Source organism: Bradyrhizobium ferriligni (assembly GCF_056837965.1).
Map to the genome: position 1 here is coordinate 1 of NZ_JBXEJO010000008.1, position 13,121 is coordinate 13,121.

Here is a 13,121-nt window from a genome sequence, read left to right on the forward strand (position 1 = left end):
AAAGCACGGGGGTAGGACCACAGGTGTAACCGGAAACAACCCGGCTTTCCCTGCGCGATGGGTTACGGCTTATACGTGCTCTCCCCGGCGAGACTGGGCTTTTTTGTCACCGTCTTCGCAACGACGCGTTCACGTCCTGCGAAAAGACACCTGCCGCTAGGGCGTCAGGCCTGCACGATTTCACCGTCCGCCTTGCGTGCTCTCGTCAGTCACACGCCTGGCGTCCACCGCATCTCACCGCAACACCCGTGACGATGCGCAGCGCCCCTCGATCGGGTGAGATGGGCAAACCATACACCGAGGTGCGCTTCGGATAAAGCGAAATATTTTCGCGCGCGAGGGTTGACAGGTTTTGCTGAGTTGCCCGTCGTGTCGTACCGGCAACACCCATCCTACGCAGTCGCGAGGCGACGCGCGCGCTTTGCAGCAGGCCGCGGCTTCAGCGCAGTGTCGGCGGCGCCGAGCACGCGTCCGTCCTGCGAGTACAGCGCGAGCTTCTTCACCGGCTTGCCCTTGTCGCGGTCGACCAGGATGGTCGCGATCTCGTCCGGATGCTCGTCGAATTCCTCGGTCCATTGCCGCAGCGCGACCAGGATCGGAAAGATGCCGTGGCCCTTCGGCGTCAGGACATACTCCTGATAGGCGCTGCCGTCGGAGGCGGGGACCGTCTTCAGGATGCCGCGCTCGACCAGCGTGCGCAGCCGTGTGGCAAGGATGTTCTTGGCAAGCCCGAGGCTCACCTGGAATTCGCCGAAGCGGCGCCGGCCGAGGCTGGCGTCGCGGATGATCAACAGCGACCACCAGTCGCCGAACACGTCGAGCGCGCGTGCGACGGGACAGCTGTCGCCTGCAAGGCTGGTTCGTTTCACCGACTGTCTCCAGGAATTTGGGCCATCACGACCTTGTGTGGTTGCAATATTAAACCGTATGCCTTAGCTAGGCAACGAAGTTTAATAATGCAACCAACTGGAGGCGGACATGAGACTGGCGAACAAGACGGCGTTGATCACCGGCGGCAACAGCGGCATCGGGCTCGCGACAGCAAAGCTGTTCGTGGCCGAAGGCGCCAAGGTCGTCATCACCGGGCGCAACAAGGAGACGCTTGCGGCGGCAGCCAAGGAGCTCGGGCCGAACGCGTTCGCGGTGGCCGCCGATGCCACCGACGTCGCGGCGCTGGAAGCCGCGGTGAAGCAGGGCGCCGAGAAGTTCGGCAAGTATGACGTGCTGTTCGCCAATGCCGGCATTCCCGGCCAGACGCCGGTCGGCGGCACCACGCTGGCCGCCTTCGAGAATGTGATCCGCACCAATCTCACCGGTGTGTTCTTCACGGTGCAGGCGGTCGCGCCTTATCTCAACGACGGCGCATCGATCATTCTCAACGGCTCGGTGATTTCCGTGCTCGGCAATCCCGGCTATTCGGCCTATGCCGCGAGCAAGGCCGGCGTGCGCGCGATGGCGCGGGTGATGGCGTCAGAATTCTCGCCGCGCAACATCCGCGTCAATGTGGTGGCGCCGGGCGCGGTGCGCACCCCGATCTGGGGCGCGGCGATCGCGACGCCCGAGGCCGAGAAGGCATTCGAGCAGCGGATCGGCAAGACCACGCCGCTCGGCCGTATCGGCGAACCCGATCACATCTCGAAGACCGTGCTGTTCCTGGCGTCAGACGACGCTGCGCATGTGCAGGGGCAGGAGCTGTTCATCGATGGCGGCGCGACGGCGTCGCCCGCAGGCGCGCCGATCTATCGCGGATAGAGTCTTTCCGTTCCGATTAAATCGGACCGGGGCTCTGGTTTTATTCTGACGCGTTTTCTTCACGCGAACCGGTACCCACTTCGCTCGAAAACGCTCTGGTTTGTTTCTCATTGTAACGAACGGCCGGTGTGAAGCGCTTCACACCGGCCGATTTCGTGCGCGACTATCATCGCGTGTATTGAACCTTTGACGTACTCCCCGGACTCCTGATTGGGCGGGGAATTTTTCACCACGGAATCATTTGGAGTGCCGCCATGCCGAAAGCAGCCCGCATTTCGACGTCGATCCCGGTTTCGTCCGCTTCGGAAAGTTCGGACACGTCACAGTTCGTGGCGGTCGCACTGTTTTCCGGCATCGGCCTGTTGATCTCGCTGGTCGCCGTCATCCTCGGCATTCAGGGCGTCTGGTTCTGAGTTTCTCCACCTGAACGGCCTGCCGCCGCCGAGCGACGGCAGGCGCTTTGAATCACATCAGGCGGCGTTCAGGTTGCCGGCGGCCTGCAGCGCGCCCGCAACCGCCTTTTCGCGATGCTCGGGGCCGACCTGGATGCCGTCGGCGGGGATGAACTCGACATTCCTGACGCCGATGAAGCCGAACACGCCGCGCAGATAGGTCTCGAGGTGCTCGAGCGCGGCCATCGGCGTGTCGGCGCCGTAATATCCGCCGCGCGAGATCGCGATGATGACGCGCTTGTTGCCGGCCAGTCCCTCGACGCCGCCGGCGCCGTATTTGAAGGTCTTGCCCGCGACGAGGATGCGGTCGATCCAGGCCTTGAGCTGGCTCGGAATCGTGAAATTGTACATGGGCGCGCCGATCACGACGATGTCGGCCGCGAGGAACTCGTGCAGCACGGCCTGGCCGGTCGCGATGTCGTCGCGCACCGACGGGTCCGGCGCGGCGCCCTGACCGGCGGCGAGGTGCAGGCCGGAGAGGTGGGCGAGCGGGGTCTGGCTGAGGTCGCGATAGCTGACGACGAGGCCCGGATTGGCTTGGCGCAGCCGCTCGACGGCGGCGGCGGAGACCTGGCGGCTGACGGAGTGGGGGCCGAGGACTGAGGAATCGATGTGCAGAAGTTTCATGGCTGAGGTCACCTTTGGTATAGGTTTGTAACTGGCGCTATATGAGTGACCGTCTTAAATCTCCGCAAGAACGCACATTTTTGAAACCCGAGCACACCAATGGAACCCGAGCACATCGATGTAACCGCCGAAACCGGCCTGCCGCGTGGTCCCGGGACGCATCAGGACTGCCGCGGCGTGGCCTCGGTGCTGTCGCGAGTTGGCGACAAATGGAGCGTGCTGGTCATCATGTTGCTGCGCGATGGACCGCGCCGCTTCAACGAGCTGAAGCGGATGATCAACGGCATCTCGCAGCGCATGCTGACCTTGACGCTGCGCGGGCTGGAGCGCGATGGCCTGGTGACGCGCACGGTATTTCCGACCATTCCGCCGCGGGTCGACTACGAACTGACCGACCTCGGGCGCGGGCTGGCGGTGCCTGTGATGGCGCTCGGCGAATGGGCGTTCGCGCATCTGCCGGAGATCGAGGGCGCGCGAAACGACTTCGATGCGCGGAATGGCGAAGGCTGAGTTCGGAGCCTTCGCGTTCGGACAAGTAGACCCGTCATCCCCGCGCAAAGGCTTCGCCTTTGTCGCTGGAGGAGCCTGCGTAGCAGGCGTCTCGAAGGATGCACGGCCACCAGTCGGGCCGTCTTCGAGACGCGCTGCGCGCTCCTCAGGATGACGGACAGGCGTTTGCGCGAGCGAGATATTCAGCTCGTCAAATCATCGACACCAGCCCGCCGCCGTGGCGCTCGAGCTTGCCGGCGAGTTCGAGCTCGAGCAGCACCGCGCGGACCACGGCGGGTGACACATCGGCCATCCGGATCAGATCGTCGAGGCTGATCGGGCTCGGCCCGAGCAGATCGATGATGCGGGCGCGATCGCCGCTATCAGTGGCAAAGTCCAGCGGCTCGTCGTCCTCGCGCGCGCCAAGCATCACCGGCCGCTCCATGATCGGCGTCACCGCGCTGATGACGTCGGCGGCTTCGGTGACCAAGGTGGCACCTTGCTTGATCAAATCGTTGGCGCCGGCGGCGCGCGGATCGATCGGCGAGCCCGGCACCGCGAACACTTCGCGGCCCTGTTCGGCCGCCATCCGCGCCGTGATCAGCGAGCCCGAGCGATGCGCGGCCTCGACGATCACGACGCCGAGCGAGGCGCCCGAGATCAGGCGGTTGCGGCGGGGGAAGTCGCGCGCCCGTGGCACATGGCCGAGCGGCATCTCCGAGATCGCCGCGCCGTGCTTGAGCAGGGCGGCCAGCAGATCCTCATGCTCCGGCGGGTAGATCCTGTCGTGGCCGCCGGCCAGCACGGCGACTGTGCCGCTCGCAACGGTGGCGCGGTGCGCCGCCTGATCGATGCCGCGGGCGAGGCCGGAGATCACGACAAAGCCGGCATCGCCGAGATCGCGCGCAAGCTGGCCTGCAAATTTCAGCCCGGCGCCGGAGGCGTTGCGGGAGCCGACGATCGCGATCATCGGCCGCATCAGGGCCTCGCGCGCGCCGCGCACACCAAGCAGCGGCGGCGCGTCGTCGATGGTGGCAAGCCGCGCCGGATAATGGGCTTCCTCCGGTGCGACGAGATCGATGCCGAATTTGCGGCAGGTTGCGAGCTCTGCGGCGGCGTCGGCCTCGCTGCAGATCCGTCCGGGGCCCGAGGCGCCGCCGCGGCGCGCCAGATCGGGCAGGCGTTCCAGCGCGTGCGCCGCGTCGCCAAAATGGCGGAGCAGCGATGCAAAGGTGCGCGGGCCGACATTGTCGGAGCGGATCAGCCGCAGGCGGTTGAGCCGTTCGGTGTCGGTGAGTTTTGCGGGGCTTGGCGAGCGGTCATGCATGCGGGCCGCAGCTTCGCCCAACCTGAGATTGTGATCAACTGCGACATTGGCGCAGCCGCGCGCGACGCGCTAAAAGCGCGTGGCAAGAAGCCGCCAAAAAACCGTCAAGAACCATCAAGAAACAGGACGTCCGCCGATGATTTCGCTTGCCGATCTCCAACGCCGCATCGCCTCCGGCGAAATGTCGACCGATGCCGCCATCACTCAGACGCGGGACGCCATCGCGGCGCAGGACAAGACCATCGGCGCCTTCGTCCGCCTCGACGAGACGGCGCGCGCGCAACAAGCCGGGCCGTTGCGCGGGATTGCGGTCGGCATCAAGGACATCATCGATACCGCCGACCTCCCGACCGAGATGGGCGCCGCGATCTACCGCGGGCATCAGCCGCGCGCCGACGCGCCGGTCGTGATGGCGCTGAAGCAGGCCGGCGCCACCATCATCGGCAAGACCACGACGACGGCATTCGCGGCGAACGATCCGACCGCAACGCTCAATCCGCACAATCACGCGCACACGCCGGGCGGCTCGTCGTCGGGCTCGGCCGCAGCGGTCGCGGCCGGGATGATCCCGCTGGCGCTCGGCACGCAGACCGGCGGTTCGGTGATCCGGCCGGCCTCGTTCTGCGGCGTCGCCGCGATCAAGCCGAGCTACCGGCTGCTGCCGACCGTCGGCGTGAAATGCTTCTCCTGGACGCTCGACACCGTCGGGCTGTTCGGCGCCGGCGTGCGTGATGTCGCGCTGGGGCTCGCTGCGATGACCAGGCGGCCTGAGCTGGTGGTGCCGTCGAAGGTTTCCGCGCCGCGCATCGGCGTGGTCACGCAGGCCTTCGCCGGTTCGCCGGAACCTTCCGGCGCGGAGGCGTTGCAGAAGGCGGCGCGCGCGGCGGAGCAGGCGGGTGCGACCGTGCGCGAACTCGCGCTGCCTGAGATCATCGCGGAAGCCTGGCGGATCCATCCGGTGGTGCAGGAGTTCGAGGCGCATCAGTCGTTCGCCTGGGAATACGGCCAGAACTACGATGCGATGCCGCCGCTGCTGCGCGGCCGGCTCGACGAAAGCAGGGCGGCACGCCGGCGGAGTACGACGCGGCGATGGACGTCACGCTGCGCGCGCGGCAGGCGCTGGCTGCTGTTCTCACCGAGGTCGACGTGCTCGTGACGCTGTCGGCGCCGGGCGCGGCGCCCAAGGGTTTGGCGTCGACCGGCGATCCCCGTTACAACCGGCTTTGGACCTTGATGGGCGTGCCCTGCGTCAACGTGCCGACGCTGACCGCCGAAGGCGAATTGCCGGTCGGCGTCACCGTGATCGCGGGCTTTGGCGATGATGCGAAGGCGCTGGCGGCGGCGAGCTTTGTCGAGGACGCGCTGAAGCGGTAGCGCCTGCGCTACTTCCGCTCGCCGATCTTGCCTTCGGTACCGGCCTGCAGGCGCTGGATGTTCTCGCGGTGCATGTAGAACAGCAGCAGCGTCAGCACGGCGAACAGCGAGGCGAGCGCGTTGTGGCCGAACCACCACAGGAACAGCGGCGTCACGAACGCCGCGATCAGCGCCGACAGCGACGAGTAGCGCGTGGTGTAGGCGGTGCCGAGCCAGATCACGGCAAAGATCAGCGCCGCCGGCCAGAACAGGCCGAGCAGCACGCCGAGATAGGTCGCGACACCCTTGCCGCCGCGAAACTTGAGCCAGACCGGGAAGAGGTGGCCAAGGAAAGCCCCCAGCGCCGCCAGCATCGCCGCGTTCGGGCCGTCGATGGTGCCTGCGATGATGACGGCGACGGTGCCCTTCAACATGTCGCCGAGCAGAGTCGCCGCGGCGAGGCCCTTGCGGCCGGTGCGCAACACGTTGGTGGCGCCGATATTGCCCGAGCCGACCGTGCGCAGATCCTGCGTGCCGGCCATCCTGGTCAGCACCATGCCGAACGGGATCGAGCCCAGCAGGTAGCCGATCAGGAAGGCGACCGGCAGCAAGCCATCAGCAGACATCGCGGTGGTTCCTTCGGTCGGTCCCGCCCGAATGGGGCCGTGCCGTCAATGAAATATTAACCATAAATGCGCACCATGGCCTTGGTAATGAGGGAGCTTATCATGGCTTCTGTTCGCAGGCGGCTGGAGCAGTTTTTCTTTGTCGTTTACGTCGCGGCCATCGTCGTTGGCACAACGATGGAAGCGATGTCGCAACTCGCGTCGCGCTGAGTTCCACCCCAGTTTCAGACGTGCTCGTACACGGTCCGTCCGCCGACGATCGTCCGCGTCACGCGGCCCGAGAAGCGGGCGTCGTCGAAGGGCGTGTTCTTGCACAGTGATTTGAGATCGTCGCGGTCGAGCACCCAGGGCGTGTCGGCGTCGATCACGATGACGTCGGCCGGCGCGCCCGCGCGCAGCGTGCCGCCGGGCAAGCCGAGCAATTCTGCCGGCCGCGTCGACATCGCCCGGATCAGCGTCTTGAAGTCCATCTCGCCATTGTGGATCAGCCGCAGCGCCGCCGGCAGCATGGTCTGCAGGCCGACCGCGCCGCTCGCCGCTTCCGCGAACGGCAGCCGCTTGACCTCGACGTCCTGCGGATTGTGGTCGCTCATCACGACGTCGATCAGCCCGGAGGCGAGCGCGGCGACCAGCGCCTTGCGATCCTCCTCGGTGCGCAGCGGCGGCGCCAGCTTGAGGAAGGTGCGGTAGGGGCCGATGTCGTTCTCGTTCAGCGTCACGTGGTTGATCGAGACCGAGGCCGAGACATTGTAGCCGGCGTCGCGGGCGCGCTTGAGGATTTCCAGCGATTCGGTCGAGGTCAGCGAGGCCGCGTGATAGCGGCCGCCGGTGAGCCCCGCGAGCCGCATGTCGCGCTCGAGCATGATCGACTCGGCCGCGGTCGGAATGCCGGCGAGGCCGAGCCTTGTGGCGAATTCGCCCTCGTTCATCACGCCTTCGCCCACCAGATGCGGGTCCTCGGTGTGATGCACGATCAGCGCGTCGAAATCGCGGGCATAGGTCAGCGCGCGCCGCATTACCTGGGCGTTGGTGACGCTACGGTCGCCGTCGGTGAAGGCGACGGCGCCGGCGGCCTTGAGCAGGCCGATCTCGGTCATCTCCTGGCCCTGCATGCCCTTGGTCAGCGCCGCCATCGGATGGATGTTGACGATCGCGGTGTCGCGGGCGCGGCGCAGCACGAAATCGACGGTCGCCGAATTGTCGATCACCGGAGAGGTGTCGGGCTGGCAGATGATGGTGGTGATGCCGCCGGCCGCGGCGGCCTGGCTGGCGGAGGCGAAGGTCTCGCGATGGCTGGCGCCGGGCTCGCCGACAAAGGCGCGCATGTCGATCAGGCCGGGGGCCACGATCTTGCCGGCGCAATTGACGATGTCGGTGCCTTCGGGGACGCCGGCGGCGCCGATGCCGCGCTTGGCGTCACGGATCACGCCGTCGGCGATCAGGACGTCGCCCGGACCGTCGAAGTCGCGGGACGGGTCGATGACGCGGGCGTTGGCGAGCAGGATGGGGCGGCGGTCGGTCAGCATGGCATCACGCGTTCGGCAGGTTGCGGGCGAGTGCTTCGAGCACCGCCATACGCACTGCCACACCCATTTCGACTTGTTCACGGATCAGCGACTGCGCGCCGTCGGCGACGAAGGTGTCGATCTCGACACCGCGGTTCATCGGGCCAGGATGCATCACCAGCGCATCCGGCTTGGCGTAGCCGAGCTTCTTCTGGTCGAGGCCGAAATAGTGGAAGTACTCGCCCGACGACGGTACGAAGGAGCCGTTCATGCGTTCGCGCTGCAGCCGCAGCATCATCACGATATCGGCGCCGTTCAGCCCCTCGCGCATGTCGCGCGCGACCTCGACGCCCATCCGCTCGATGCCGGGCGGCAGCAGGGTGGAAGGGGCCACCACGCGGACGCGCGCGCCCATCGTGTTGAGCAGGAAGATGTTTGAGCGCGCCACGCGCGAATGCAGCACGTCGCCGCAGATCGCGATCGTCAGCCCCTCGAGCCGGCCCTTGTTGCGGCGGATCGTCAGCGCGTCGAGCAGCGCCTGGGTCGGGTGCTCGTGGCTGCCGTCGCCGGCATTGATCACGGAACCGTCAACCTTGCGCGCCAGAAGCTCGACCGCGCCGGAGGCGTGGTGGCGTACCACCAGGATGTCCGGATGCATCGCGTTCAGCGTCACCGCGGTGTCCATCAGGGTCTCGCCCTTGCGGGTCGACATCGATGACACCGACATGTTCATGACGTCGGCGCCCAGGCGTTTTCCGGCGATCTCGAACGAGGACTGGGTCCGGGTCGAGGCCTCGAAGAACAGATTGACCTGGGTACGGCCGCGCAGGCTGGCGCGCTTCTTGTCGACCTGGCGGTTGAGCTCGACATACTCCTCGGAGAGGTCGAGCAGGCCCGTGATGTCGTCAGCGGAAAGGCCCTCGATGCCCAGCAGATGCCGGTGACCGAGGACAAAAGTCGATTTCAATGATGGGGTCATTAAAGCGAGAGCTATAGGCGCGGATGGCCGGTGGGGCAAGCGCGAAGAGGGCTCGCGGGAGTTTTCCCCGAGTAAGATGTCGCCGCCTTCTCGGCAGTCCTGCCGGGGCTCGCCGCGGGACATCCGCGCCTTGCTTTTGCGGGGTTTCCGGAACAAGACGTGGATGGCCGGGCAAAGGCGGAGCGGCAGCGACGCCGTCCTCCTGACGGGCTATACCCCGCCGTGACGCCGGAGCGAGACCTCGTGAAAATTGTCGTGATCGCATGGATGGCCATCGCGTTGATCGCAGGGGCGGTCTCGCCTGCCTTCGCTCAGAACTTGCCCGGCGACTTCGCGTTCCTCCGCGACATCGACCCGACCATCGTCCAGGACATCCGCTACGCCAGCGCGAACAATTTCATGGGGCGGCCGATCGCGGGCTATGGCGCGGCGGAATGCGTGGTGAAGCGCGAGGTCGGGCTTCGGCTCAAGGCGGTGCAGCAGGAACTGGCCCGGCAAAGACTGTCGCTAAAGATGTTCGATTGCTACCGGCCGGCCCGTGCCGTCGCCGACATGGTGGCGTGGGCGAAGAACGGCACGGAGACGGTCGCCGAGCGGCGCTACAACCCGGCTTTCTCGAAGGCGGACCTGTTCCGCCTCGGCTACATCGCCACCCATTCGGGGCATTCGACCGGAGGCGCGGTCGATCTCACGCTGGTCGATCTTCGCGCCGACAATTCGCGCAAGTCCGATCCGGCCAGGAACTATGCCGACTGCACCGCGCCGGCCGCCGCGCGCCCCCGGAGGGCAGCGTCGACATGGGCACCGGCTACGACTGTTCCGACGTGAAGGCCCACACCGCGGCCAGCTCGATCACGCCGGCGCAGAGACGCTGGCGCACCATGCTGGTCGCGGCGATGACCCGGCAGGGGTTCGCGAACTATGCCAAGGAATGGTGGCACTTTTCGCTGCCGGGGGCGGGCGGGCCGGCCTACGACTTCCCGATCGTCCGGGTGCGGTAGCGCGTTTTCGAGCGAAGTGGACACCGGTTCGCGTGAAGAAAATGCGTCAGAACAAGAGACTGGAGCTTCGATTCCGATTCAATCAGAGCCGAAGCTCTAGCGCAGGATTTTCCTCAAATCCGAAGCATTTTCGCAAGACGACGCTTGCCATCGCAAAAGTAGCCGAGCGCGCTTTCAACACTCCTTAATTGTGGCCGTATGAAGTGCGGGCAACACGGGAGCATGCAGCATGCGTTTCGCAGCCATTGCAATTGTTGTCGTCGGCGTCGCCGGCGTCTTGATTTACGATCGACACGACAAGAGCGCGAATTATCAGCGCGTCGATGCCCGCATCAGCGGCGTCAGCGAGCAATGCTATCTGGAAAAGGTCGAGCGCGGCGTCATCACCAAGACGACGTCGACCTCCGACCTGACCCGCTGCGAAATCGCCGAGTTGCTGCGCAAGGAACATCCGAAGTGGCAGGGCTATGACCTGAAGCACAAGATCGAGGTGAAGGTCGTCTATGTTTCGCCGGTCGACGGGGCCACGCACCAGTCGAGCCTACAGATGTCCTACTTCCCCAATGGCAAGCCGCTGCGCGCCGGGGACGTGTTTCCTGTCCTTGCCTCCAAGACCAAGGCGGACAAGACGCGTTCGATCTGACCGCCACGGTTCGACAGGACGGAAGCACAACCATGCGCCTTGGCCTCTACGGTTTGATCGCTATCGCCGTCGCGAGCTTCTATGTCTACGGCGAGCTCGACAAGCGGCTGAACTTCCGGCCGATCGACGCGCGCGTCAGCAGCGTCAGGGAGCAATGCTACATGGAGAAGACCGAGGGGTCGCGAAGCTCGACCTCCGATCTGTTGCCTTGCGAGCTTACCGAGCTGCTGGCACGCCATCATCCGAAATGGCAGGGCGCCGACATCAAGCACAAGATCGAGATCCGGTTTGCCTACATCTCGCCGGTGGACGGCGCCGCGCACGAGTCCAACCTGCAGTTGGCGGCCTATCCCGATGATCGGCAATTGAGCAGCGGTGACATCTTTCCTGTCCAGGCTTCCAGGAAGGAGGCGAACCGGACCCGCGTCAATGACTGGGTCGACCGCTGGCTCGGCCGCCATGCGCCGAGGCACGGAAGCATCTAAGGCATGGAAGCATCTAGCAGACCCGTACTTTTCGCTGCCCCGCGCCGGCTCGCAGGCTTATGATCCTCCGATTCCATTGCGCCGCGGCTGGTCCGTGATCCCGGCCGGAGGACGGCGGTCGTTCGGGCCGCATGCGTATAGACCAGTTCCCGAGGAGACCATGACGCAGGCTCCGTTTGCCACCCACGACGTCTTCAACCAGTCGCCGCCGTTCGAAAATGTCGACCTGTTCACGGTGGACGCGCCGCTAGCCGCGGCGGTTGCCGCCAATGGCGGAGCGGCGGCAACGGCTGAGCTGTCCGATTTCGGCAAGCATTGGGGATCCGCTGCCATGGCGGAGCGCGGCCGCGTTGCCAACGAGAACACGCCGAAACTGCGCTTGTTCGATGCCCGGGGCAATCGCCGCGACGAAGTCGAGTTTCATCCGGCCTATCACGAGCTGATGGCGCACTCCGCACATGCCGGCGTGCACAACTCGACCTGGTGCGCCGACGGCAGGCCGCGCGGCGGGGCGGCCGAGGTGGTGCGCGCAGCAAAGTTCTACCTCGCTTCCCAGGTCGAGACCGGCCATCTCTGCCCGATCACGATGACGCGCGCCTCGGTCGCGGCGCTGGCCTCGCAGCCGGATATTCTGGCGAAGACGATGCCGGTCATCGGAACGCGCGCCTACGACCCGAGCTTTGCGCCGTGGTGGACCAAGCGCGGCATGACGCTCGGCATGGGCATGACGGAAAAGCAGGGCGGCACGGATGTGCGCGCCAACATGACGCGCGCCGAGCGCGACGGCGAGGCCTGGCGCGTCACCGGGCACAAATGGTTCATGTCGGCGCCGATGTGCGACGCCTTCCTGGTGCTGGCGCAGACGATGGACGGGCTGAGCTGTTTCTTCATGCCGCGCTTTGCGCCCGACGGCACGGTCAACGCGATCCACTTCCAGCGCCTGAAGGACAAGCTCGGCAACCGCTCCAATGCCTCGTCGGAGGTCGAATTCCACGGCGCTTATGCCGAGCTGATCGGCGAGGAGGGCAAGGGCATCCGCACCATCATCCAGATGGTGCAGCTGACGCGGCAGGATTGTGCGATCGCCTCCGCCGGGCTGATGCGCTCGGGGCTGGCGCATGCGCTCAATCACGCGCGGCACCGCAGCGTGTTCCAGAAGCATCTCGCCGACCAGCCGCTGATGCAGGCGGTGCTGTCGGACATGGCGCTGCACGTCGAGGCGTCGATCGCGCTGGTGATGCGGCTCTGCCGTGCTTTCGATCGCGCGCCGGCCGATGCGGGCGAGGCCGCCTATATGCGGCTGCTGACGCCGGCGATCAAATACTGGACCTGCAAGAGCGCGCCCGGCTTCCTCTATGAGGCGATGGAGTGCCTCGGCGGCAATGGCTATGTCGAGGAAGGCATTTTGGCGCGCCATTACCGGGAGTCGCCGGTCAACGCGATCTGGGAGGGCTCCGGTAACGTGATGTGCCTCGACGTGCTGCGCGCGCTCGGCCGCGAGGCCGACGCCGCGCTCGCGGTGCTGCGCGCGCTCGCCGACGAGACCAGGGGCCTGCCCGGCGCCGCTGAGGCTGTTGCCTCGATCGGGCAGTCGTTCCGGCGGCCGGACAGCGAGCGCGTCGCGCGGCTTGGGGTCGAGCAGCTGGCGCTCCTGGCGGCAACCGCGGCGCTCAACCAGGTCTCGCCGAAAGACGCCGAGCTGTTCGCGGCGACACGGCTTGCCGAACGCCACGCCGGCATGTACGGCGCGGTGGACTTATCCGATGCCGATCAGCGCGCGCTGCTGGCGCGGGCGCTGCCATGACCACATTGACCACCGTCATGCCCGGCCTTGTGCCGGGCATCCACGTCTTTGCTTCGACAGGGCAAGGAAAGACGTGGA

At 66.1% G+C, this 13,121-nt stretch carries 12 protein-coding genes and 2 pseudogenes; 8 read left to right on the plus strand and 6 right to left on the minus strand.

Translation table 11 applies throughout. The features are described from left to right. Positions 1-392 precede the first annotated feature (392 nt). The gene (locus AC1VNY_RS06150; protein WP_461194093.1) at positions 393-869 is read right to left on the minus strand and encodes a winged helix-turn-helix transcriptional regulator; all 477 of its coding nucleotides are present in this window, start codon (positions 867-869) and stop codon (positions 393-395) included. A gap of 109 nt (positions 870-978) precedes the next feature. Between AC1VNY_RS06150 and AC1VNY_RS06155 the strand changes: the two genes are divergently transcribed. Next, entirely contained in the window at positions 979-1,752 is a 774-nt protein-coding gene (locus AC1VNY_RS06155; protein ID WP_038385329.1) for an SDR family NAD(P)-dependent oxidoreductase, read from the plus strand. A 254-nt stretch (positions 1,753-2,006) separates the two neighbouring features. After that, positions 2,007-2,165 carry a hypothetical protein gene (locus AC1VNY_RS06160; RefSeq protein WP_482404517.1) on the plus strand — a complete coding sequence of 53 codons (159 nt, stop codon included), beginning with the start codon at positions 2,007-2,009 and terminating at the stop codon, positions 2,163-2,165. Positions 2,166-2,222: 57 nt separating this feature from the next. Here the strand turns inward: AC1VNY_RS06160 and AC1VNY_RS06165 are convergent, their stop codons facing one another. Further along, positions 2,223-2,831: an FMN-dependent NADH-azoreductase gene (locus AC1VNY_RS06165; protein WP_482404518.1), complete on the minus strand. Its 609-nt coding sequence runs from the start codon at positions 2,829-2,831 to the stop codon at positions 2,223-2,225. 99 nt (positions 2,832-2,930) lie between these two features. Here AC1VNY_RS06165 and AC1VNY_RS06170 point away from each other — a divergent pair, with 99 nt between their 5' ends. Then, on the plus strand, positions 2,931-3,341 hold the full coding sequence (locus AC1VNY_RS06170) for a winged helix-turn-helix transcriptional regulator (protein ID WP_038380388.1): 411 nt from the start codon (positions 2,931-2,933) through the stop codon (positions 3,339-3,341). 190 nt (positions 3,342-3,531) lie between these two features. Here the strand turns inward: AC1VNY_RS06170 and dprA are convergent, their stop codons facing one another. Then, positions 3,532-4,647, minus strand: a complete 1,116-nt coding sequence (gene dprA / locus AC1VNY_RS06175; RefSeq protein WP_482404519.1) for a DNA-processing protein DprA — start codon at positions 4,645-4,647, stop codon at positions 3,532-3,534. A gap of 136 nt (positions 4,648-4,783) precedes the next feature. Here dprA and AC1VNY_RS06180 point away from each other — a divergent pair. After that, positions 4,784-6,021 (plus strand): annotated as a pseudogene (locus AC1VNY_RS06180) (amidase). Between the two features lie 8 nt (positions 6,022-6,029). Here the strand turns inward: AC1VNY_RS06180 and plsY are convergent. From plsY to AC1VNY_RS06195, 3 genes are all read right to left on the minus strand, one after another. Beyond that, the gene (gene plsY, locus AC1VNY_RS06185; protein WP_038385335.1) at positions 6,030-6,626 is read right to left on the minus strand and encodes a glycerol-3-phosphate 1-O-acyltransferase PlsY; all 597 of its coding nucleotides are present in this window, start codon (positions 6,624-6,626) and stop codon (positions 6,030-6,032) included. Between the two features lie 224 nt (positions 6,627-6,850). Continuing rightward, positions 6,851-8,152, minus strand: coding sequence for a dihydroorotase (locus AC1VNY_RS06190; RefSeq protein ID WP_028341014.1), 1,302 nt, complete (start codon positions 8,150-8,152; stop codon positions 6,851-6,853). A 4-nt stretch (positions 8,153-8,156) separates the two neighbouring features. Continuing rightward, on the minus strand, positions 8,157-9,110 hold the full coding sequence (locus tag AC1VNY_RS06195; RefSeq protein ID WP_026192854.1) for an aspartate carbamoyltransferase catalytic subunit: 954 nt from the start codon (positions 9,108-9,110) through the stop codon (positions 8,157-8,159). Between the two features lie 267 nt (positions 9,111-9,377). Between AC1VNY_RS06195 and AC1VNY_RS06200 the strand changes: the two are divergent. From AC1VNY_RS06200 to AC1VNY_RS06215, 4 genes and pseudogenes are all read left to right on the plus strand, one after another. Continuing rightward, a pseudogene (locus AC1VNY_RS06200) lies at positions 9,378-10,111 on the plus strand (M15 family metallopeptidase). A gap of 229 nt (positions 10,112-10,340) precedes the next feature. Beyond that, positions 10,341-10,754 carry a hypothetical protein gene (locus tag AC1VNY_RS06205; protein WP_461194085.1) on the plus strand — a complete coding sequence of 138 codons (414 nt, stop codon included), beginning with the start codon at positions 10,341-10,343 and terminating at the stop codon, positions 10,752-10,754. Between the two features lie 32 nt (positions 10,755-10,786). Continuing rightward, positions 10,787-11,239, plus strand: a complete 453-nt coding sequence (locus AC1VNY_RS06210) for a hypothetical protein (RefSeq protein WP_482404520.1) — start codon at positions 10,787-10,789, stop codon at positions 11,237-11,239. Positions 11,240-11,399: 160 nt separating this feature from the next. Continuing rightward, positions 11,400-13,043 (plus strand): acyl-CoA dehydrogenase family protein, encoded by a 1,644-nt coding sequence (locus AC1VNY_RS06215; RefSeq protein ID WP_482404521.1) that lies wholly within the window; start codon positions 11,400-11,402, stop codon positions 13,041-13,043. The last annotated feature ends 78 nt before the right edge of the window (positions 13,044-13,121 follow it).

Excerpts from the sequence above, each read along its gene's own strand:
- AC1VNY_RS06155 (WP_038385329.1), top strand. The coding sequence starts at position 979 with ATGAGACTGGCGAACAAGACGGCGTTGATCACCGGCGGCAACAGCGGC.
- AC1VNY_RS06160 (WP_482404517.1), top strand. The coding sequence starts at position 2,007 with ATGCCGAAAGCAGCCCGCATTTCGACGTCGATCCCGGTTTCGTCCGCT.
- AC1VNY_RS06165 (WP_482404518.1), bottom strand. The coding sequence starts at position 2,831 with ATGAAACTTCTGCACATCGATTCCTCAGTCCTCGGCCCCCACTCCGTC.
- AC1VNY_RS06170 (WP_038380388.1), top strand. The coding sequence starts at position 2,931 with ATGGAACCCGAGCACATCGATGTAACCGCCGAAACCGGCCTGCCGCGT.
- dprA (WP_482404519.1), bottom strand. The coding sequence starts at position 4,647 with ATGCATGACCGCTCGCCAAGCCCCGCAAAACTCACCGACACCGAACGG.
- plsY (WP_038385335.1), bottom strand. The coding sequence starts at position 6,626 with ATGTCTGCTGATGGCTTGCTGCCGGTCGCCTTCCTGATCGGCTACCTG.
- AC1VNY_RS06190 (WP_028341014.1), bottom strand. The coding sequence starts at position 8,152 with ATGCTGACCGACCGCCGCCCCATCCTGCTCGCCAACGCCCGCGTCATC.
- AC1VNY_RS06195 (WP_026192854.1), bottom strand. The coding sequence starts at position 9,110 with ATGACCCCATCATTGAAATCGACTTTTGTCCTCGGTCACCGGCATCTG.
- AC1VNY_RS06205 (WP_461194085.1), top strand. The coding sequence starts at position 10,341 with ATGCGTTTCGCAGCCATTGCAATTGTTGTCGTCGGCGTCGCCGGCGTC.
- AC1VNY_RS06210 (WP_482404520.1), top strand. The coding sequence starts at position 10,787 with ATGCGCCTTGGCCTCTACGGTTTGATCGCTATCGCCGTCGCGAGCTTC.
- AC1VNY_RS06215 (WP_482404521.1), top strand. The coding sequence starts at position 11,400 with ATGACGCAGGCTCCGTTTGCCACCCACGACGTCTTCAACCAGTCGCCG.